At 74.8% G+C, this 19,005-nt stretch carries 20 protein-coding genes; 9 read left to right on the forward strand and 11 right to left on the reverse strand.

The genetic code is table 11. The features are described 5' to 3' along the window. Window positions 1-181 precede the first annotated feature (181 nt). Window positions 182-1,039 (reverse strand): helix-turn-helix transcriptional regulator, encoded by an 858-nt coding sequence (locus tag ACFWIS_RS13730; protein WP_380453029.1) that lies wholly within the window; start codon window positions 1,037-1,039, stop codon window positions 182-184. An 86-nt stretch (window positions 1,040-1,125) separates the two neighbouring features. Between ACFWIS_RS13730 and ACFWIS_RS13735 the strand changes: the two genes are divergently transcribed. After that, on the forward strand, window positions 1,126-1,908 hold the full coding sequence (locus tag ACFWIS_RS13735; protein ID WP_380453031.1) for an SDR family NAD(P)-dependent oxidoreductase: 783 nt from the start codon (window positions 1,126-1,128) through the stop codon (window positions 1,906-1,908). A 112-nt stretch (window positions 1,909-2,020) separates the two neighbouring features. On the opposite strand, the gene ACFWIS_RS13740 is transcribed toward ACFWIS_RS13735, so the two are convergent. The 7 genes from ACFWIS_RS13740 to ACFWIS_RS13770 all read right to left on the reverse strand — a co-directional run bounded on the left by ACFWIS_RS13740 (window position 2,021) and on the right by ACFWIS_RS13770 (window position 8,255). Further along, entirely contained in the window at window positions 2,021-2,938 is a 918-nt protein-coding gene (locus tag ACFWIS_RS13740) for an SAM-dependent methyltransferase (protein WP_380453033.1), read from the reverse strand. Beyond that, complete coding sequence (locus ACFWIS_RS13745) at window positions 2,935-3,597, reverse strand: cysteine hydrolase family protein (protein ID WP_380453035.1); 663 nt, start codon at window positions 3,595-3,597, stop codon at window positions 2,935-2,937. Before ACFWIS_RS13745 ends, ACFWIS_RS13740 begins: the two co-directional genes overlap by 4 nt. Next, a complete protein-coding gene (locus tag ACFWIS_RS13750) occupies window positions 3,594-4,790 on the reverse strand; it encodes an isocitrate/isopropylmalate family dehydrogenase (RefSeq protein WP_380453037.1) in 1,197 nt (398 codons plus the stop codon). The genes ACFWIS_RS13745 and ACFWIS_RS13750 overlap by 4 nt, the downstream gene beginning before the upstream one ends. 26 nt (window positions 4,791-4,816) lie before the next feature. Then, the gene (locus ACFWIS_RS13755; protein ID WP_380453039.1) at window positions 4,817-5,350 is read right to left on the reverse strand and encodes an EF-hand domain-containing protein; all 534 of its coding nucleotides are present in this window, start codon (window positions 5,348-5,350) and stop codon (window positions 4,817-4,819) included. 159 nt (window positions 5,351-5,509) lie between these two features. After that, window positions 5,510-6,265 (reverse strand): FAD:protein FMN transferase, encoded by a 756-nt coding sequence (locus tag ACFWIS_RS13760; protein ID WP_380453147.1) that lies wholly within the window; start codon window positions 6,263-6,265, stop codon window positions 5,510-5,512. 30 nt (window positions 6,266-6,295) lie between these two features. Next, window positions 6,296-6,802: an FMN-binding protein gene (locus ACFWIS_RS13765; RefSeq protein ID WP_380453041.1), complete on the reverse strand. Its 507-nt coding sequence runs from the start codon at window positions 6,800-6,802 to the stop codon at window positions 6,296-6,298. Between the two features lie 85 nt (window positions 6,803-6,887). Next, on the reverse strand, window positions 6,888-8,255 hold the full coding sequence (locus tag ACFWIS_RS13770; RefSeq protein WP_380453043.1) for a ferric reductase-like transmembrane domain-containing protein: 1,368 nt from the start codon (window positions 8,253-8,255) through the stop codon (window positions 6,888-6,890). Window positions 8,256-8,487: 232 nt separating this feature from the next. On the opposite strand from ACFWIS_RS13770, the gene ACFWIS_RS13775 reads away from it, so the two are divergent. Then, on the forward strand, window positions 8,488-9,252 hold the full coding sequence (locus tag ACFWIS_RS13775; protein WP_380453045.1) for a response regulator transcription factor: 765 nt from the start codon (window positions 8,488-8,490) through the stop codon (window positions 9,250-9,252). Beyond that, window positions 9,249-10,736, forward strand: a complete 1,488-nt coding sequence (locus tag ACFWIS_RS13780) for a sensor histidine kinase (RefSeq protein WP_380453047.1) — start codon at window positions 9,249-9,251, stop codon at window positions 10,734-10,736. The genes ACFWIS_RS13775 and ACFWIS_RS13780 overlap by 4 nt, the downstream gene beginning before the upstream one ends. On the opposite strand, the gene ACFWIS_RS13785 is transcribed toward ACFWIS_RS13780, so the two are convergent. Next, complete coding sequence (locus ACFWIS_RS13785) at window positions 10,711-11,805, reverse strand: GlxA family transcriptional regulator (RefSeq protein ID WP_380453049.1); 1,095 nt, start codon at window positions 11,803-11,805, stop codon at window positions 10,711-10,713. The genes ACFWIS_RS13780 and ACFWIS_RS13785 overlap by 26 nt on opposite strands. A gap of 240 nt (window positions 11,806-12,045) precedes the next feature. On the opposite strand from ACFWIS_RS13785, the gene ACFWIS_RS13790 reads away from it, so the two are divergent. Together ACFWIS_RS13790 and ACFWIS_RS13795 are read left to right on the forward strand one after the other, a co-directional pair. Beyond that, complete coding sequence (locus ACFWIS_RS13790) at window positions 12,046-12,636, forward strand: isochorismatase family protein (RefSeq protein WP_380453050.1); 591 nt, start codon at window positions 12,046-12,048, stop codon at window positions 12,634-12,636. 217 nt (window positions 12,637-12,853) lie between these two features. Next, on the forward strand, window positions 12,854-13,849 hold the full coding sequence (locus ACFWIS_RS13795) for an ArsR/SmtB family transcription factor (RefSeq protein ID WP_380453051.1): 996 nt from the start codon (window positions 12,854-12,856) through the stop codon (window positions 13,847-13,849). 27 nt (window positions 13,850-13,876) lie between these two features. Here ACFWIS_RS13795 and ACFWIS_RS13800 read toward each other — a convergent pair whose 3' ends face one another. Continuing rightward, window positions 13,877-14,653 (reverse strand): alpha/beta fold hydrolase, encoded by a 777-nt coding sequence (locus tag ACFWIS_RS13800; protein WP_380453052.1) that lies wholly within the window; start codon window positions 14,651-14,653, stop codon window positions 13,877-13,879. A 180-nt stretch (window positions 14,654-14,833) separates the two neighbouring features. Here ACFWIS_RS13800 and ACFWIS_RS13805 point away from each other — a divergent pair, with 180 nt between their 5' ends. After that, window positions 14,834-15,634, forward strand: a complete 801-nt coding sequence (locus ACFWIS_RS13805) for a hypothetical protein (RefSeq protein ID WP_380453053.1) — start codon at window positions 14,834-14,836, stop codon at window positions 15,632-15,634. A 15-nt stretch (window positions 15,635-15,649) separates the two neighbouring features. Here the strand turns inward: ACFWIS_RS13805 and ACFWIS_RS13810 are convergent, their stop codons facing one another. Continuing rightward, entirely contained in the window at window positions 15,650-16,003 is a 354-nt protein-coding gene (locus ACFWIS_RS13810) for a DUF6401 family natural product biosynthesis protein (protein ID WP_380453055.1), read from the reverse strand. Window positions 16,004-16,145: 142 nt separating this feature from the next. Here ACFWIS_RS13810 and ACFWIS_RS13815 point away from each other — a divergent pair, with 142 nt between their 5' ends. The 3 genes from ACFWIS_RS13815 (at window position 16,146) to ACFWIS_RS13825 (ending at window position 18,952) form a co-directional block, all read left to right on the forward strand. Further along, a complete protein-coding gene (locus tag ACFWIS_RS13815; protein ID WP_380453057.1) occupies window positions 16,146-17,072 on the forward strand; it encodes an LLM class F420-dependent oxidoreductase in 927 nt (308 codons plus the stop codon). Window positions 17,073-17,318: 246 nt separating this feature from the next. Next, window positions 17,319-17,897, forward strand: a complete 579-nt coding sequence (locus tag ACFWIS_RS13820; RefSeq protein ID WP_380453059.1) for an AAA family ATPase — start codon at window positions 17,319-17,321, stop codon at window positions 17,895-17,897. Between the two features lie 89 nt (window positions 17,898-17,986). After that, complete coding sequence (locus ACFWIS_RS13825; RefSeq protein WP_380453061.1) at window positions 17,987-18,952, forward strand: zinc metalloprotease; 966 nt, start codon at window positions 17,987-17,989, stop codon at window positions 18,950-18,952. Window positions 18,953-19,005: the final 53 nt, after the last annotated feature.

Raw genomic sequence — 19,005 nt, forward strand, 5'->3', positions numbered from 1 at the left:
CTGCGGGGGAGCGGCGGACACGGCGACGCGCCCGGCCGGGCCGCGGCGCCGCCCGGCCCCGGCTCTTCCTGCTCGTCCTCAGCCTCGCCGCGGCGCCCGGCCCGCGACGGCTGGGCCCGGCGCCCCGACACCTCGATGCCCGACCGGTCCGACGAGCCCTCGGACGCCGTGTCCGGCTCCGTCAGAGCGATCCGCCCGGGTCAAGGCTCGCGGCTCCGAGCACGTTCAGGAAGGCCAGCGCCTCGGCGTCAGGAGAGTCCGGCGGCGCGCTGTAGAGCACGAGGTGCTGGTCGCGGTCGGCGAGCGTGAGCGAGTCGCAGTCGACGGTGATCTCCCCGACGACCGGATGACGGAAGGTCTTCGTGAGCACCGGCGCCGCCTGGACGTCGCGCTGCTCCCAGAGCCGGGCGAACTCCGGGCTGGCGTTGCGCAGTTCGTCGACCAGGTCGGTCACCGCCGGGTCGGACGGGTAGCGGGCGAGGGCGGATCGCAGCCCCGTGGCGACGTGGCGGCGGAACTCGGCGACGTCGGAGATTCCGTACCGCGTCGAGTCAGGCCGGGTCGGGCCGAGGAATGCCCGCCGCGCGAGATTGCGGTCCGGTGGGGCGAGTTCGGTGAAGTCCCCCATGAGCGCGCCCGCCAGGTGGTTCCACGCGAGCACCTCGAACGCGGCGGACATCACGAACGCTGCCGTCTGCGGCAGCCGTTCGAGGAGCGTGAGGATGCTCGGGCGCACGTCGCGCCGGTGCAGTCGGTGGCGGTTCGGCGCGGTGCCGGCGAGGACGTGGAGGTGGTCGGACTCGCTGTCCGTGAGCCGGAGCGCCCCGGCGATCCCGGCGAGGACCTCGCCCGACGGGCGCGGTGCCCGGCCCTGTTCGAGCCGGACGTAGTACTCCGTGGAGATGTGCGCGAGGACCGCGACCTCCTCGCGGCGAAGACCCGGTGTCCGGCGTCGCGGTCCGCTGGGTAGGCCGAGGTCCTGCGGGCGGAGCCGCTCGCGACGGCTGCGAAGGAACGCTCCGAGCTCCTGTTTGTCCATACCCCGAGTCTGCACGCCGTGCGTCGGCGGATCCTGGTACCGCCTGTGCCTGTATCCGGCGGGGAGGCCGATCCGACACTGTCGGCATGACGAACACCACTGACATCACGCCCAGCGGCCTGCTCACCGGCAAGGTCGTGTTCATCACCGGCGCCAGCCGCGGCATCGGGGCGGCTGCGGCCCGGCTCTTCGCCCGCGAGGGCGCCGCCGTCGTGCTCGCCGCCCGCGGCGCCGACGCCCTCCAGCGGATCGTCACCGAGATCCGCGCCGACGGCGGCGTCGCGGATGCCGTGACGTTGGACCTCGCCGACCGGGCGAGCATCCGTGCGGCGCTCGACCGCGTCGAGGACCTGCACGGGCGGCTCGACGGCGCGTTCAACAACGGCGCGGCGATCCAGCGGCCGGGCCCGCTGGAGACGACCAGCGACGAGGACATCGAGGAGCAGTTCGCGGTCAACTTCCGGGCGCACTGGAGCGCCATGACGGCCGAAGCCGCGCTCATGCGACGGAACGGTGGCGGGGCGATCGTGAACACCTCCAGCATCGGCAGCCGCCGCGCGAACCAGGCCCTGCCCGCCTACGGCGCGATGAAGCGCGCGCTCAACAGCATCACCGAGACCGCCGCCGTGACCTGGGGGCGGCAGGGGATCAGGGTCAACGGCATCACCCCCGGCGGCACTGCCACGGAGATGATCGATGCGTGGGAGGCGGCGTCCCCCGGCATCGTCGAAGTGATCAACGCGGCCACCCCGCTCGGCCGGATGGCCGAGCCCCGAGAGGTCGCCGAGGCGGCCGCTTGGCTGCTCAGCGACCGGGCCTCCATGGTGACCGGCGCGATCGTGCCGGTGGACGGCGGCGCCGGAGCCTGAGGAGGACGGCGCCCGGGCAATGCCGCAACTCCGCTACGACGGACGACTACCGTCCGACGTCTGACGGCCGCAGCGGCATCAGGGGGTGCGTGGCCTTCGGTCGGCAGCGGGATCACGGCCGGACGGCGAAGACCCAGCGGTTGGCGGCGAGGGTGTCGTCCGGTTCCGGGAGGGGGCCGCGGCCGTAGTGGCGGGTGAACTCGAAGGGGGTGTGGGCGGTGGTGGACCAGCCGCGGGCGGTGAGGTCGGCGGGGGTGTCGGGGCGGGGTTCGGCGTCGAAGAGGGCGAGCAGGTCGATGCCGGTCCGCTCGCGGGTGGCGGTGTAGACGGGGTTGCCGCGGACGGCCGCCGACTCGACGCCGAGCTTGGCTTCGTAGGCGAGGGTGGAGCCGGGGGCGCTGAGCCGGTCGACGACGGCGAAGAGGTCGCGTTCCACCGTGCCGGGCAGGTAGAGCAGCAGGCCTTCGGCGAGCCAGGCGGTGGGCTGGTCGGGGCGGAACCCGGCGGCGGTGAGGGCGGCGGCCCAGTCGGTGCGGAGGTCGGCCGCGACGGTGTGGCGTCGGGCGGTGGGCTGTGCGTCGAGGCCGTCCAGGACGCGCTGCTTGAAGGCGAGCACCTCGGGCCGGTCGATCTCGTAGAGGGCGCAGTCGGCGGGCCAGTCCAGCCGGTAGGCCCGGGTGTCGAGCCCGGCGCCGAGCAGCACGACCTGCCGGGCGCCGAGTTGGACGGCCCGGAGCAGCTGGTCGTCCAACGCCCTGGTGCGCAGGGCGAAGTAGCGGCCCAGGCGGCCCCAGAGCGGGTCGGCCTCGCCGTCCGGGACGTCCCGGGGGTGGCGGGGCCAGTGGGCGGTGGCGGGGTCGGCGCGGACGAAGTGTTCCGCGTACGGGTCCCGGGCGAGGGCGTCGGGGCGGTGGGTCTCGACGGCCCGGGCGGCGGCGACCAGCAGGGCGGTGAGTCCCACGCCTTCGGTCAGGCCGGGGGTGCCGGGGGTTCCGGACGGGGTGCGGGTTTCGGCGGCACCGACACTCATGCGCGCTCCTGCTGTGCGGGGACGGGGGGCTCGGGGTGGCTGGTCCAGACGGCGGGTTGGTCGCGGGTGGTGACGCGGGCGCCGTACACCCGGCGCATGAAGGCGAGGACGGCCTCGTCGGGCAGGTGCAGTGCCGCGGTGCAGTCGGCGAGCACCGTGATGTGGAAGCCCTTCTGGAAGGCGGTGCGCGCGGTGCTGTCGACGCACACGTCGGCGAACACGCCGACCAGGGCGAGGTGCCGGACGCCGCCGTCCACCAGGTGCCGTTCGAAGCCCGGGCTGAGGAAGGCGTCGAAGCAGGCGTGCTTGGTGAACACCGCCTCGCCGTCCTGCGGGGCCACGCCGGTGAACTCGGCTCCCCAGCTGCCGTCGAGGCACTTGGGGCGCTTGCCGAGCGCGGCGTCCCGGTGGCGCCAACTCGCGCCCTGGTGTGCCGGATCGCCGAGGAAGCGGACGAACACCACCTCGACGCCGTGCGCGCGGGCCGTCTCGACGGCGTCGGCGGTGTTGGCGGCGACGGTGGCGAGCCGGGCCGGGTCGCCGGGGTAGCGGGCGGCGGCCACCGGTCCGGCGCAGAAGTCGTTCTGCAGGTCGACGACGACCAGGGCGGTGCGGCCGGGCGGGGGCGCGTTCACCTGGCCGGGCGGCGGCGCGTTCACGCGGCCGGTCCGGGGTGGGCGCCGACGGTGGCGTCGGCCGCGGTGCCGATGGCGGTGTCGGGAGCGGTGCCGATGGCGGTGCCGATGGCGGTGTCGGGAGCGGTGCCAGGCGCGGTGCCGACCGCGACCCTTGCGTGGTCCGGGGCCTGGGGGGCCGCCAGCGCGTCCAGGACGGCGGCCGCGACCTCGGTGGTGGAGTGCCGCCCGCCGAGGTCGGGCGTGCTGATGCCCTGCCGACCGACGGCGGCGAGGGCGGCCTCCAGGGCGGCGACCGCGCCCGGGCAGCCCGCGTGCCGCTCGGCGATCACGGCGGCGGCTCGTAGGGTGGCGACTGGGTTGACGGTGTCCTTGCCGGCGAGGTCGTCGGCGGAGCCGTGCACGGTCTGGTACTCCACCAACTCGGCCAGCTCCGGGTGGAGATGGACGTTCTCGGTGCAGCGGTTCTCCTGTCGCTCGGAGCCGTACCGGTCGAGCAGGACGACGTGCATGATGTCCGCCCACTCGTTGCCGGCCACGATCACGGTGCGGTCGGCGGGGCCGTGGGTGATCAGGTTGCGGTTGACCGTGTCGGGCTGGAACAGCTCCACGTCGACGCCGAGCCGGTCGGACAGCTCGCGCACCCAGTCGTCCAGGGCGCCGTCGAGGAGGTGGAACTTGTAGGCCATGACGATCCGCTGCGGACCGCCGTCCGGCCAGTGCCGGCGGGCGCGGCGCAGGGCGTACTCCAGGACCGCGCGGGTGGTGTCGCGGCTGAACTCCATGGTGCGGGTGACCACGCCGGGGGAGTGCCGGTTCTCGCCGGTGTAGAAGCCCTGGGCCTCGTCCCGGACCAGCAGCAGCGAGGCCGTCCCGGCGGTGATCGGCTCGACCTTGACGGCCTGGAGGCGTTGGCGCACCAGGTAGAGCGACTGGGCGTTGATGGCGGTGCGGAAGACCGCGGGGACGCCGTTCCGGGCCTGGTCGCGGCAGAACCGCTCGTAGTGCTCGGCGTCCTCCTGGGTGAGGCGGCGGATCCGCTCGGTGTCCGCCACCTCCTCGCGCAGCGAGACGTAGGAGTGGTACGTCCGGGGCGACCGGGTGATCTCCACTGCGGTGCTGTGGAGTTGCGCGATCCGGTGCAGGGCCTGCTCGAAGACGGTCGCGAGTTCCGCGCCCGTTCCCCGGCCGACGGCGAGTGCGACGACGGGTGCCACGGTGCCTCCTCGGGGCGGCGGTGACGTCAGGCGGCCGGGTGGCCGACCAGGCGGTCGCCGGGGATGCCGGCCTTGTCCGGGCTGTAGAAGTCACGGATCCCGTCGGCCCAGGTGGCGACGGTGATCCGGTCGTCGGGGGTGGGGCCGAAGGCGTCGAACAGGGCGTCGGTGTTGGCGGGTTCGAAGCCGATCGCGGTCATCAGCGTCAGGAACAGCGGCCGTTCGACGAGCCCGTCGCCGTCCGGGTCGCCGAGGGCGGCCAGCGCCTCGGCGAACTCGTCGGCGGTCGGGCCGAAGAGTTCGGGTGCCAGGACGAAGCCGCGGAACTCCTCCCGGCTGACCACGCCGTCGCCGTCGGCGTCCAACTCGCGCTCCAGTGTGGTCCAGTAGCGCCGGAAGGCGGCGCGGACGGCCTGCTTGGCGGACTCGTCGGACTCGGTGGCGGCCTCGACCACGCGGGTCGACATCAGCTCGATGTCCTCGGCCTCGATCACGCCGTTGCGGTTGGCGTCGAAGAGGGTGAAGACCAGTTCGACCCGCTGGGCGGCCTCGGTCAGCATGAGCGGCTCCTGGTGGGTGGTGCGTCGGGGAACGGGGCGCCTCGGCGCCCGGTGGTTCCCCCACTATCGACGGACCGGGCCGGTGGGAGCGGGACATGATCGTCGGGTTCACCTGATGGAGTGAACTCGGCGTGGCGGAAGCCGAGTTGCCGCGAGGGCTCAGTGCGCCGCGGCGGGCTGCCAGTCGGCGGGGCCGGAGGGCGGCAGGTGGCCGGGCAGTCCGGGGGTCCAGCGCTTCGTGCCGTCGGGCAGGACGGCGAGCGCCTCCACCCCGGGGCGTCGGGCGGCCCAGGTCAGTGCGCGGTCCGGGCCCATGGCGAAGGCGGCGGTCGCCCAGGCGTCGGTGCGGGCGATGCCGGTGCCGGGGGCGCCGACCAGGGTGAGCGAGGCGAGGCCGTCGGCGGGGCGGCCGGTGTGCGGGTCGAGGATGTGGGCGCCGCGCTCGGCGGTGCCGGAGGTGGCGATGGCGAGGTCGTGGCCGCCGAGCACGGCGGCGAGGTCGCCGGGCCGCCGGGGGTGGGCGATGCCGATCCGCCACGGCCCGCCGGAGGTCTGGACGTCCCCGCCGCCGTTGACGCAGAACTGCCGGGCGCCGGCGGCCCGCAGCAGCCGGGCGGTCTCCTCGACGGCCCAGCCCTTGACCCAGCCGCTGGGGTCGAGCCGGCCACCGGGCCGTTCGGTGAAGTAGCCGTCGGTCTCGGCGGCGACCTCGCGGCAGGCATCGAGCACCGTACGGACCTCGGGGTCGCAGTCGGCGAGGTCCAGTTCGCCCCGGTCGAGCCGGCTGATGTCGCTGTCCGGCCGGTAGGTGGAGAACACCGCGTCGATCCGGTGCAGCCGTTCGGCGATCCGCCGCACTGCGTCGGGCAGGGCGGGCCCGGGGTCGCGGACGGCGATGGAGAAGACGGTGCCCATCACGGGCTCGGCGTGCCGCAGCACCGGCGGTCAGCCCTTCGCCCGGTCGAGGGCGCTCTGCAGCGAGCGGATGTAGCCGTCGCTGGTGTACGTGGCGCCGCTGACGGCGTCGATCTGGGCGCTCTGCGCGGAGATCGCCTCCTGGTTGAGGGTGGGCAGGGCGTCGGTGTTGATCTCGCGGTCCCGGCGGTCCTGGGTGGGGTACTTGACCACGTCGACGCCGGTGAGCCGGCTCCCGCTGAGGGTGACCTGCACCTGCACCGGCCCGTACCGGGTGTTCACGGTGTCCCCGCTGATCTTCCGGGTGGCACCGCCGCCGGACGCGGGTGCGGGCGTGGGGGAGGCGGAGGTGTCGGCGGTACCGGTGGTCCCGGAACCGGACGAGGAACCGGACGAAGAGCCCGAGGAAGAGCCCGAGGACGATCCCGCCCCCGAGCTGATCACCGGCGCGGACCCGGTGGCCTGGTGCGGTTTGAGGGAGAGCAGCAGCACCACCCCGGCGGCGGTGGCGGCACTGGTGACGACGGCTCGGCGCATCGGCAGGACAACTCCTTCGGAAGTTCGGACTACGGACAGACGGCGGGCTCAGGCGGGTGGCCTCGGCGCGCTCGGGCGTACGGGCTCAGAAGGCGAAGGACTCGTGGTGGATCCGCCCCGCCCGCACGCCGGCCGCCCGCAGCCCGCGCACGGCCTCCGCGGTGACGGCCTCGGGCCCGCACAGGTACACCTCGTGCTCGGCCAGCCCCGGCACCAGCCGGGCGAGCGCCGTACCGAGGTCCCCGACCTGCTCCCGCGAGCCGAGCAGCTCGTGCACCACCGCGCCGCGCCGGCGGGCGACCTCGGCCAGCTCGGCCCGGAACAGGACGTCCTCTGCGCGCCGGGCCCGCTGCACCAGGGTGAGGTCGCCCGGCAGGGTCTCGAACAGCGCCCGCAGCGGGGTGATCCCGACGCCGACCCCGAGCAGCAGCACCTTGCGCTGCCGCTGCTGCCGTCCGGTGAAGGCCCCGTACGGGCCCTCGGCCCGTACCTTGGTGCCCGGCCGCAGCCGGGCGACGGCCGCGCTGTGCCCGCCGAGGTCCTTGACGGTGAACCGGAGGAAGTCGGGCCGGGCCGGTGCGGACAGCGAGTACGGATTGGCGGCCCAGCGCAGTCCGGGGGCCTGGAACTGGAGGCGGAAGAACTGGCCGGGTTCGGCGCGGAGTTCGTCCAGCCGCCGGCCGGACAGGAACAGCGACACCACGCCGGGGCCCTCCGGGCGCACCTCGGCCACCTTCAGCCCGTGCCGCCGGTCGAGCAGCCAGGGCCACAGCAGCCGGTACCAGCCGAGCAGCGCCGCCGTCCCGAAGTAGAGCGCGTACCAGGCGGCCCGGCCGGGGCCGCCGCCGAGGTCGGCGCCGGTGGTCAGCTGGTGGGCGAAGCCGAGCGCGACCGCGAGGTAGGTGGCCAGGTGGAGGTAGTACCAGGTCTCGTAGGAGAGCCGGCGGCGGGCCGCCCGGGCGGAGACCGCTCCGGTGCCGAGCATCAGCAGGGTGCCCGCGGTGGCCTTGAGCATGTCGGGGTAGTGGAAGACGATCTCGACGCCCTCGCCGACCGGCCCGCGCCCGTCGGTGAGCGCGTAGCCCCAGATGACGGTCAGCACGTGCACGGTGACCAGGCCGACCAGCCAGCGGCCGCCGTAGGCGTGCCAGCGGGCCAGCCGGTCGGCGCCGACTCCGCGCTCCACCGGCGGCAGCCGGGCCATCAGCAGGAGCAGCACCGGCGCGGCGTACCCGGCGAGCAGCCCGGCGATCCGCCCGGCGCCGGTCAGCCAGCCGGCCGCGCCGACCACTGCGGCGGTGTTCACCCACCACAGCCCGAGCGCGCCGAGCGCGCCGGCGGCGATCAGGCCGAGCGCGGCGCCCGGCGGCAGGGCGAGCGGCGGGCGGGCCGCGGCCCGGTGACGCGGGCCGGCGGGCGCCTGCCGGGACTTCGGTACGGTGGCAGTGCTCATCGCGGATCCTCCTTGACTCCCGGCGGCGGCACGGCCCCGCCGGGATGGTCCACGATGGCAGCGCAAGCTCTGAGTCACCTATGAGGAAGCTCGGTCCGGCACCTGTCAGGACCATAATCGGCGCAGCTCAGCAGGTATGTTCAGGTATACGAACCAGTCTCGGTGATCTCACGGGTTTCTCATCGCGACGGGCCACAATGAACGCCGTCCACCGCCGAACCGAAGGAGCACCATGGACGACAGCGCCGACCACCGGGAGGACCGCCCGGGCGAGCGCGCGGAGGACCGCCCGGGCGACCGTCCGGACTGGCGGGTCCTGGTCGTCGACGACGAGCCGGACCTGGTGGAGGTGGTCTGCGGCGCCGTCCGCTACGAGGGCTGGCAGGCGCGCGGCGTCACCACCGGTCTGGAGGCCGTCCGGGAGGCGGAGCGGTGGCGGCCGCACGCGGTGGTGCTCGACATGATGCTGCCCGACCTCGACGGCCTGGAGGTGCTGCGCCGGCTGCACGCCGGGCAGCCCGAGGTGCGGGTGCTGTTCCTCACCGCCCGGGACGCCGTCGAGGAGCGGATCGCGGGCATCGCGGCGGGGGGCGACGACTACGTGACCAAGCCGTTCAGCCTGGCCGAGGTGGTGGTCCGGCTGCGCGGGCTGCTGCGCCGGGCCGCCCCCACGGAGGGGCCGGGCCGTCCGCCCGCGCACGCCCTGGTGCTCGGCGACCTCGTCCTGGACGACCGGGCCCGCGAGGTGACCCGCGACGGCGAGACCATCGAGCTCAGCCCGACCGAGTACGCGCTGCTCGCCCACCTGATGCGCCACCCCCGGCAGGTGCTCAGCAAGGCACAGATCCTGGACGCGGTCTGGTCGTACGACTTCGGCGGGCAGGCGCACATCGTGGAGCTGTACATCAGCTACCTGCGCAAGAAGCTGGATGCCGGCCGCAGCCCGATGATCCACACCGTGCGCGGCGCGGGCTACCTGATCAAGGCCGCGCCGTGAGCCGCGCCGTGCGTCGCGCGGCGACCCGAGCCGCCACGGCGCTGCGCCGGCTGCTGCCCCGCACCCTGCGCGCCCGGCTGATCGCCGGCCTGCTGGTGCTGCTGGTGGTCACCTGCGCGGCCGTCGGCTTCGCCACCGCCGCCGCGCTGCGCCACTTCCTGGTGGACCGGCTCGACCAGCAGCTCGCCGAGGCCGGCGGCCGCTACGCCGCCAGCCTGGAGCACACCGGCGCCGGCCCGGACACCCGGGCCCAGACCCCCGGCACCCTGGGCGTACGGCTGCTCGGCGGCAAGGTCACCGCCGCCGGGGTGGTGGACGGGGACGCCGACGACGTCGACAACCCCGACGACGCGGACGACCAGATCTCCTTCACGCCCGACGAGCAGAGCCGGCTGGCCGCCCTGCCGGCCGGCGGCCCGGCCCGCACCCTGGACCTCGGAGGCACCCTGCGCCACTACCGGGTCCGGGCGGTGGCCGGGCGGGACGGCGACGTGCTGGTCAGCGGGCTGCCGCTACGCCCGGCCGAGGAGACCGTGGAACGCCTGGAGACCCTCGAACTGACCGTCTTCGCGATCGCCGTCACCGCGGCCGGCGCCGCCGGGGCGGTCTGGGTCGGCTGGTCGCTGCGCCCGCTGCGCCGGGTGGTGGGGATGGCCGAGCGGGTGAGCACGCTGCCGTTGGCCAGCGGCGAGGTGCTGCTGGCCGAGCGGGTGCCGGACGACGATCCGCGCACCGAGGTCGGCCGGGTCGGCGCGGCGCTCAACCGGATGCTCGGCCACGTCGGCGACGCGCTGGCCCGCCGGCACGCGGTGGAGGAGCGGCTGCGCGCCTTCGCCGCCGACGCCAGCCACGAGCTGCGCACCCCGGTGGCGGCCGTCCGCGGCCACGCCGAGCTGGCGCTGAGGCACCCCGGGGAGGTGCCCGGCGAGGTGCGGCACTCGCTGGAGCGGATCGACGCCGAGGCGCTGCGGATGGGCGCGATCGTCGAGGACCTGCTGCTGCTCGCCCGGCTGGACGCGGGCCGCCCACTGGCCGGGGACGAGGTTGACCTCACCCGGATCGCGCTCAACGCCGTGGCCGACGCCCGGGCGGCCGGCCCCGACCACCGCTGGCGGCTGGTGCTGCCGGAGGAGCCGGTGCTGGTGCGCGGGGACGAGCACCGGCTGAGCCAGGTGGCGGCCAATCTGCTGGCCAACGCCCGCACCCACACCCCGGCCGGTACGGCGGTCGAGCTGAGTCTCGAACTCGTCGGCGACCAGGTGGAGTTGAGCGTCGTCGACGACGGTCCGGGGATCCCGCCGGAGCTGCTGGAGCGGGTCTTCGAGCGCTTCGTCCGGGGCGACCGCGCCCGCTCCCGGGCCACCGGCTCGACCGGGCTGGGCCTGTCCATCGTCCGAGCCGTGGTCCAGGCGCACGGCGGTACGGTCGAGGCGGTCAGCCGGCCCGGCCGGACGGCCTTCACGGTGCGGCTGCCGGCGGTGTGACCGGGGCCGCGGTGCCCGGGGCCGCGGTGCCCGGGGTCGGGGTGCCCGGGGTCGCGGTGCCCGGGGTCGCGCCCAGGCCGGTGGCCGTGCGGAAGCGCTGCCGGTAGTCCGTCGGCGTGGTGTCCAGCCGGCGGCGGAAGGCCCGTACCAGGGTGTCCGTGGTGCCGAACCCGCAGGCGGTGGCGATGCGTTCGAGCGTGTCGTCGCCCGACTCCAGCCGGTGGCGGGCGAGTTCGACCCGCGCCGACTCGATGTAGGCGCTCGGGGTGGTGGCCAGTTCGGTCTTGAAGATCCGGACCAACTGCCGTTCGCTGAGGTGCGCGTGGGCGGCGAGCGCGGGCACGGTGAGCCGGCCGGAGAGGTTGCGCAGGATGTGGTGGCGCAGCTCCTCGATCCGCCGGGTGGTGGAGACCGGCTCCAGCGGGACGCTGAACTGGCTCTGGCCGCTGGGGCGTTTGAGGTACATCACCAGCTGTCGGGCGACCCGTAGGGCGAGTTCCTCGCCGAAGTCCTCGGCGACCAGGGCGAGCGAGAGGTCCAGGCAGGCGCTGATGCCGGCGCCCGTCCACACCTCGCCCGCGCGGATGAAGATCGGGTCGGCGTCGACCTCGACCCCCGGGTACTCGGCCGCCAGCTGGCCCGCCGTCGACCAGTGGGTGGTGGCCCGCTTGCCCTCCAGCAGCCCGGCCGCCGCCAGCAGGTGGGCGCCGACGCAGACCGAGGCGACCCGGCGCGAGCGGGCGGCCAGCGTGCGGACGTGCTCGACCACGGCCGGGTCGGTGAGCGCCCGGACCCTGCGGGCCTCGTCGACCTCCACGGCCCCGGGCACCAGCAGGGTGTCGATGCCGCCCGCGGCGGCGGCCTGGTCGAAGGTGAGGTCGGGCAGGATCCGCACGCCGGCGGCGGTGGTGACCGCCCCGGTGGTCTCGGCGGCCAGCACCACCCGGTAGCCGGCTGCCTCCTCGCTCTCCCGCCGGACCAACGAGAACACCTCCGGCGGGCCGGTGACGTCCAGCAGGTCGACGCCCTCGAACAGGACGATGACGATCAGCCGCTGCGGGCTCTCCACGGGCTCCCCCTCCGTGCCGGGCGTTCGCAGCGCCGGACCTGCTCCGTGCCGGGCTTCGCTGCGCCGGGCGTTCTCTGCGTCAATCCCCGATGTCGGAATCTGCATGTTAGACGGCATTGCCGCCATGGCGGGCCGGCCCGTAGCGTTCCAGAGGCAGGCCGCACCACGCCTGACCTGCCAGGACACTCCTCGAATCCTCGAACCCGGTCACCCCCCCCGAACGACGAAGGCGGCACAGCCATGCCCAGCACCACCCTGCGCACCCTGAACGGCCTCGACGACAGGCCCGCCCCGCTCGCCGCGGCCACCCTCGTCCTGATCGACTACCAGAACACCTACACCCGCGGCGTGATGGAGCTGACCGGCTGGCGCGAGGCCCTTGACGCGGCCGCCGACCTGCTCGCCCGGGCCCGGGCGGCCGGTACCACCGTGATCCACGTGATCAACGACGGCGGCGAGGGCACCCCGTACGACATCCGCGCCGAGATCGGGCAGATCCACCCGCGCGTGGCCCCGGTCGAGGGCGAGCGGGTGGTGGTCAAGCAGGTCCCGGACGCCTTCGTCGGCACCGAGCTGGGCGAACTGCTGGACGCGGCCGGCCACCAGGAGGTGGTGATCGCCGGGTTCATGACCCACATGTGCGTCGCCTTCACCACCGCGGGAGCCTTCCTGCGCGGCAACCGCCCCACCGTCGTCGCCGGGGCCTGCGCCACCCGCCCGCTGGGCTCCGGCACCGCGGAGCTCACCGCCGAGCAGATCCACCGGGGCGCCCTCGCCACCGTCGGGGACCTCTACGGGGTCGTGGTGGAGTCCGCGGCCGGGCTGGGCTGACGGCCTGCCACCATCCGCCACCGTCAGGCCCCCCCCGGGCCCCGGGGCGCGGGCGGCGTTCCGCGGGCCCGCTCCCCGGCGAGGGTGTCCCGGTCCGTCACCCGGGGCACCCTGCCGGCCCCACCGAGCCTGCCCGGGCCGCGGGCGCGGGGCAATGGATTCGGTTCTCGCCGAACGGTGTTGCGGTCCGGCCGCAGGTGGGGTGACGATCCTGTCCGTGCTGCGAATCTTCTTCGGTACGGACGACCTCGAACGCACCCGGGTGGCCGAGCGCCCGGACATGTCGATGGAACTGTCCCTCAGCGTGCACGCCCTGGTCAGCGGCCGGTGCGACCCGCGCTTCCAGACCTGGCGCAACCGTCTGCGGGCCTCCTGGAACCCGCGCACCTCGCTGCTCTTCGACCTCTACACCTCCACGGCGATCCCCGAGTTCCTCACCGTCCGCCGCGACCCCGGCGCGACCGAGAGCGCCACCGCCGAGGCACCCGAGGAGCCGCTCCGCGGTCACCTGCGATCGGTGGGCGGGGAGCGGCAGTTGAGCGCCTTCGCACGCGGCGTGGCGGCGGGCGACCGGCGGGCCAGGAGGCTGCTCGGCAACGTCACCGCCGACTACCAGACCCGCGCGATCGACCCCTACCGGCGGCAGATCGAGACCATCGTCACCACCGAGCACGGCCGGTGCCGCCGGACCACCGGGCCGGACGAGGTGCTCGGCTCGCTGCACCCGGCACTGTCCTGGCGCCGCCCGGTGCTCAGCTTCCCGCTGGTCGGCGGCTGCCGGCACGACCTACGGCTTGACGGCCGCGGACTCCTGCTCCAGCCCTGCGTGTTCGGCCCCCGCCGGCCGGTCATCGCCCGCTTCGAGGACCCGCGGCAGCAGCCGGTCCTCCTCTACCCGGCGAGGATCGGCGGCCCCTTGCAGCCCGAGTCCGAACCCACCCCCAGCCGCACCCTCACCGCGCTGCTCGGCCAGACCCGCGCCGCCGTCCTGGAGGCCATCGCCACCCACGGCCCGTGCTCCACCAAGGACCTGGCCGCCCACCTCGGCATCTCCAGCGCCTCCGCCAGCGAACACGCCACCGTCCTCGCCGACTCCGGCCTCACCGCCAAGGACCGCACCGGCCGCACCGTCACCCACCGCCCCACCCCCCTCGGCCACGCCCTCCTCACCGGCCACCTCCCCACCCCGGCCCCCGACCCCGACAGGGTCTAGCACCCCGCGGCCGTCCCTCGGGCGGGCTCAGGCGCGGGCGGGGCCGGTGCGGGGTTGGTGCGGGAGGGGGAGGGCGAGGGCTTCGGGGGAGGTGGGTGGGAGGGCGAGGGCGGAGGCGGTCTCGGCGGGGAGGGGGTGGAGACCGAGGAGGGCGGTGGTGAGGCGGGTGGTGGCGCGGTGCCAGTCCGGGATGCGCTGGAGCATGGCGTGGCCGCTGCCGGTGACGGTGTAGCCGCAGACCCGGGCGCCGGCGGCGCGGCTGCGGGCGGCGAAGGCGCGGGTGTCGGCGGGTGCGGTGACGGTGTCGCGGTCGCCGTGCAGGAACAGGACGTCGCGGCCGGCGAGGTGGTCGCAGGGGTCTTCGGCGGGGCACCAGGGGGCGAGGGCGACCAGGCCGGTGACGGCGGGGTGGCCGGCGGCGCGGAGGGCGGCACGGCCTCCCATGGAGTGGCCGACCAGGACGGTCGGCACCGGGCCGAGCGTCCCGGTGAGTTCGTCGAGGGCGGCGAGCGCGTCCCGGGCCGCGTCGGCGCGGGCGCCGTTCCAGCCGCGGTGGCGGTAGCGGACGGTGCCGATGGCGATCGCCTCGGCCGCGGTCTCCCTGCTGAGCGCGCGCAGGAAGCCGTGCATGCGCAGCAGCGGGAGGTTGAGGCGCCGGGGGCGGGCGAGGTTGTGCTCCTCGCCGCCGTGGAGGACGAGGACGGCGGCCCGGGGAGCGGCGGGCCGCACCCGCCACCGCAGCGCCCGGTGCGCGGCCGTGTCCGTGCTGTCCCCGATTACCTGCGCACCGTCCGGCTCCGTCACCGCGACCCCTCACCTCTCGGTCTGGACCGCCACTGTACGCGTGCGGAGGGTGGGGGTGTTCACCCGGCGGAACCATCCCGGACATCCGGGCGCGCGCGGGCGGGGCGGGGTGCTGCTATCCACGAAGGGTGGGGGTCGCCCGCGCCGCTCGTGGCGCCGTGTCACCGAGTGGAGGACTTCGTGGCTCAGCAGCTCGCACTCTCCGTCGACTTCGGGTCGGGTTTCACCCAGGCCTGGGGCAAGATCGCCAAGGTCATCCCGCAGTTCATCGCCTTCCTGGTGATCCTGGCCATCGGCTGGATCGTGGCCAAGGCGATCGCCCGCGTCCTGGACCGCGTGCTGCGCCGGGTCGGTTCGGAGAAGGTCGCCGAGCGGGCCGGTATGGCGCGCTACCTGAGCGGCTCGAAGTACGACATGACCGGCATCATCTGCAAGATCGTCTACTACGCGATCCTGCTGATGGCGCTGCAGCTGGCGTTCGGCGTCTTCGGCCCGAACCCGATCAGCGTGATGATCCACAGCATCGTCGCCTGGCTGCCCCGGGGCATCGTCGCGGTGGCGATCGTGGTGGTGGCGATGGCCATCGCCAACGCGGTGCGCGACATCGTCGGCAACGCGCTCTCCGGCGCCTCGTACGGCCGTACCGTCTCGACCGTGGCCTGGGCGTTCATCGTGGCGCTGGGGGTGATCGCGGCGCTCGGCCAGGCCGGGATCGCGACCGCGGTCACCGGCCCGGTGCTGATCGCCGCGCTCGCCACCATCACCGGTGTGCTGGTGGTCGGTGTCGGCGGCGGTCTGATCATGCCGATGCGCCAGCGCTGGGAGCGGTGGCTGGACAACGCCGAGCAGGAGACCGCCCGGCTGCGCGGCACCGCGTACCAGGCGGGCCGTTCGGACGCGCTGGCCAACCAGCCGGTCCGGCCGACCACCCAGGCCGGCCCGGGCAACCCGCCGGGGATCGAGGGCGACCAGCCGCGGTAGGGCTGCTACGGCTGCTCAGGCCTCCAGCAGGCCCTGGTCGCGCACCAGCCAGCAGATCGCGGTCAGCCGGGTGACGGCGTAGTCGTAGCCCACCGGCTCGCGCCAGCCGATCTCGGTGAGCGCGTCGAGGAAGCCCAGCGCGTAGTCCGACAGTTCCTCACGGTCCAGGGGCCGGGGCGCCAGCTCCGGCCCCTGGGCGTACAGCAGCTCGCGCAGCATCGCCGCGTGCTGGTCGACGGCGGCGACGAAGCCGGGCTCGAAGGCGAACTCGGCCAGCCGGGGCGTGAAGGCGGCCACGATGCCGGGCAGCGGGCAGCCGGCCGGTTCGTCGGGGGAGCGCCGGAAGGACTCGTCGGGGGTCGCGAACATCCGTCCACGGTAGGCGAGCCGCCGAGGGGGCGAGCCGGGCCGTGACGGTTCCGTGCTGAGACCTTGGCCACCTTCGGGACTTTCCGTGGCATGGCCGGTTCCGTGCGTTCCCGAACCGGCGGTCCGTACCAGAATGGCCCGCATGGATCTCCGCATCTTCACTGAGCCCCAGCAGGGCGCGAGCTACGACACCCTCCTCACGGTCGCCCGCACCGCCGAGCAGCTCGGTGCCTTCAGCGCCTTCTTCCGTTCCGACCACTACCTGAAGATGGGCGACGTCGACGGCCTGCCCGGCCCCACCGACGCCTGGATCACCCTGGCCGGCCTCGCCCGCGACACCAGCACCATCCGCCTCGGCACCCTGATGACGGCCGGCACCTTCCGGCTGCCGGGCGTCACCGCGATCCAGGTCGCCCAGGTCGACGCGATGAGCGGCGGCCGGGTCGAGTTCGGCCTCGGGGCCGGCTGGTACGAGGCCGAGCACACCGCCTACGGCATCCCGTTCCCGAAGGAGAAGTTCGGGCGGCTGGAGGAGCAGCTGGAGATCATCACCGGCCTGTGGCGGACCAAGCTCGGCGACACCTTCGACTTCGCCGGCGATTACTACACCCTCGCCGACTCGCCCGCGCTGCCCAAGCCCGTCCAGGAGCGGATCCCGGTGCTGGTCGGCGGCAACGGGCCGAAGCGCACCCCGGCGCTGGCGGCCCGTTTCGCCGACGAGTTCAACCTGCCGTTCGCCTCCGTGGAGGACACCGCGGCCCAGTTCGGCCGGGTCCGGGCCGCGGTCGAGCAGGCCGGCCGCTCGGCCGACGAGCTGGTGTACTCCAACGCCCTGGTGCTGTGCGTCGGCCGGGACGACGCCGAGGTGGCCCGCCGGGCCGCCGCGATCGGCCGGGAGGTGGCCGAGCTGAAGGAGAACGGCCTGGCCGGCACCCCGGACGAGGTGGTGGAGAAGCTCGGCCGGTACGCGGCGGTCGGCAGCGAGCGGGTCTACCTCCAGGTGCTCGACCTGGCCGACCTCGACCACCTGGAGCTGGTCGCCGCCCGGGTCGCCCCGCAGCTGGGCTGAGGGAACTCCGGCAGCGGTCCTCCACACCCGCCCTGACCACGTCTCTTTACTCGTTTTTGGGAATCCGCCATGCTACGGGGAGGGAACGGCGGCGGGAGCGGAGGGCCGGTGACGGGAACACGAATACCGCGGGCGGCGGCACCACCGGTGCCGCCGCCCCGCGTTGCGGAGAACCGCGCCACCGCGGACCGCGCTGTCACGGACCGCGCCACGGCTGGCCGCCGGGTCGGGGACCGTCCCGCCAGGGTGGTCCGCACCGGCGTGCACGAGCTGCGCGGGCCCGGCCCGGCCGCCCTGCACTACCCGGCCGGTGACCTGCTGGTGGTCACCGGACTGCCCGGCAGCGGCAAGAGCACCCTGATGCGCCGCTGCGTCCGGGCCGCGCTGGTCGACTCCCAGCTGGTCCGCGAGGAGTACGCGGCCCGGCTGCCCGGCCGCCTCCCGTACGCGCTGTACCGGCCGCTCGCCCGGCTCGCCCACTACCGGCGGCTGCGCCGGGCGGTGCTGGACGGCGGCCCGCTGGCGGTGCACGACTGCGGAACACTGCCCTTCGTTCGGAGCTGGCTGGTCCGGGCCGCCGCCCGGCAAGGGCGCCGGGTGCACCTGCTGCTACTGGACGCGGACCCGGCCGAGGCCCGGGCCGGGCAGCGGCGGCGCGGGCGGCGGGTCTCGCGCTACGCCTTCGCCCGGCACCGGGGCGCGGCGGCCAGGATGCGCGGACTGCTGCTGGGGGCGGGGCGGCCGCCGGCGGGCTGTGCGTCGGCAGTGGTACTCGACCGGGGCGCCGCGCGCGCCCTGCGGGAGATCGACTTCCCGGCGTCGTAGTCTCGGCGGGTCCGCGCCGGGCGCCGGTCGCCGGTGGGCGGGCCCGGGGCGCGGTCGCCTCCCCGTCAACTCCCCCGTCAGGAGCGCTGATGCGCCGTACTGCCCGGGTGCGCTCGCGTGCCCCCCGCCTGTTCCCCTGCGCCGCCGCGCTGATCGCGGCGGCCGGTCTGGGCCAAGTCGCCGCCCCGGCCCCGCACCGCGCGGTGGCGGCCGTCTGCGACGGCACCGCCGACGCGGACGCCGCCGCCCGCAAGCCGGCCGGCAGCCAGGCGGGCCGGGACCCGAACGCCGTGAGCGCCGGCGAGGCCCGGGCGATGCAGGCGGACCTGGACCACCGGCTCGCCGAGCTCGGCCCGGCGCACGTCCAGCTGGCCGCTGCCCCGACCACCGTCCCGGTGTACGTCCACGTGATCCACTCCGGGGACGCCGGCCGGCTGGACGCGAGCGTCGTCGCCGCCCAGATCGACCATCTCAACGCCACCTACGGCGGCCAGGGCGAGGGCAACACCCCCACCCGGTTCCACTTCGAGTCGGCCGGCACCGACTGGACCGACAACGCTGCCTGGTACACGGGCATGACGCCCGGCTCCGGCGCCGAGCGGGCGATGAAGAGCGCCCTGCGCAAGGGCGACCAGGGCGCCCTCAACCTCTACACCGCCCATCTCGGGCAGTCCCTGCTCGGCTGGTCGACCTTTCCCAACGCCTACCGCTCCAACCCGACCGACGACGGCGTGGTGGTCCTGGACGACTCGCTGCCCGGCGGCCCCGCCACCCACTACAACGAGGGCAACACCGCCACCCACGAGACCGGCCACTGGCTGGGCCTCTTCCACACCTTCCAGGGCGGCTGCCTGACCCCGGGCGACTACGTGGACGACACCCCGCCCGAGCGCAGCGCCGCCTACGGCTGCCCGGAGGGCCGGCACAGCTGCCCCGGCGGCTCACTCGACCCGATCCACAACTTCATGGACTACAGCTACGACTCCTGCATGACCCAGTTCACCCCGGGGCAGGCCGAGCGGATGTCGAACTCCTGGTCGGCCTACCGCAGTTGAGGTGAGAGAGGCGACTCGCCCGAGAACGGCGTCAGGCCTCAGCTCCGGCATCG

Origin of the sequence: Kitasatospora sp. NPDC127060 (genome assembly GCF_042724935.1) — a bacterium.
GTDB lineage: Bacteria > Actinomycetota > Actinomycetes > Streptomycetales > Streptomycetaceae > Kitasatospora.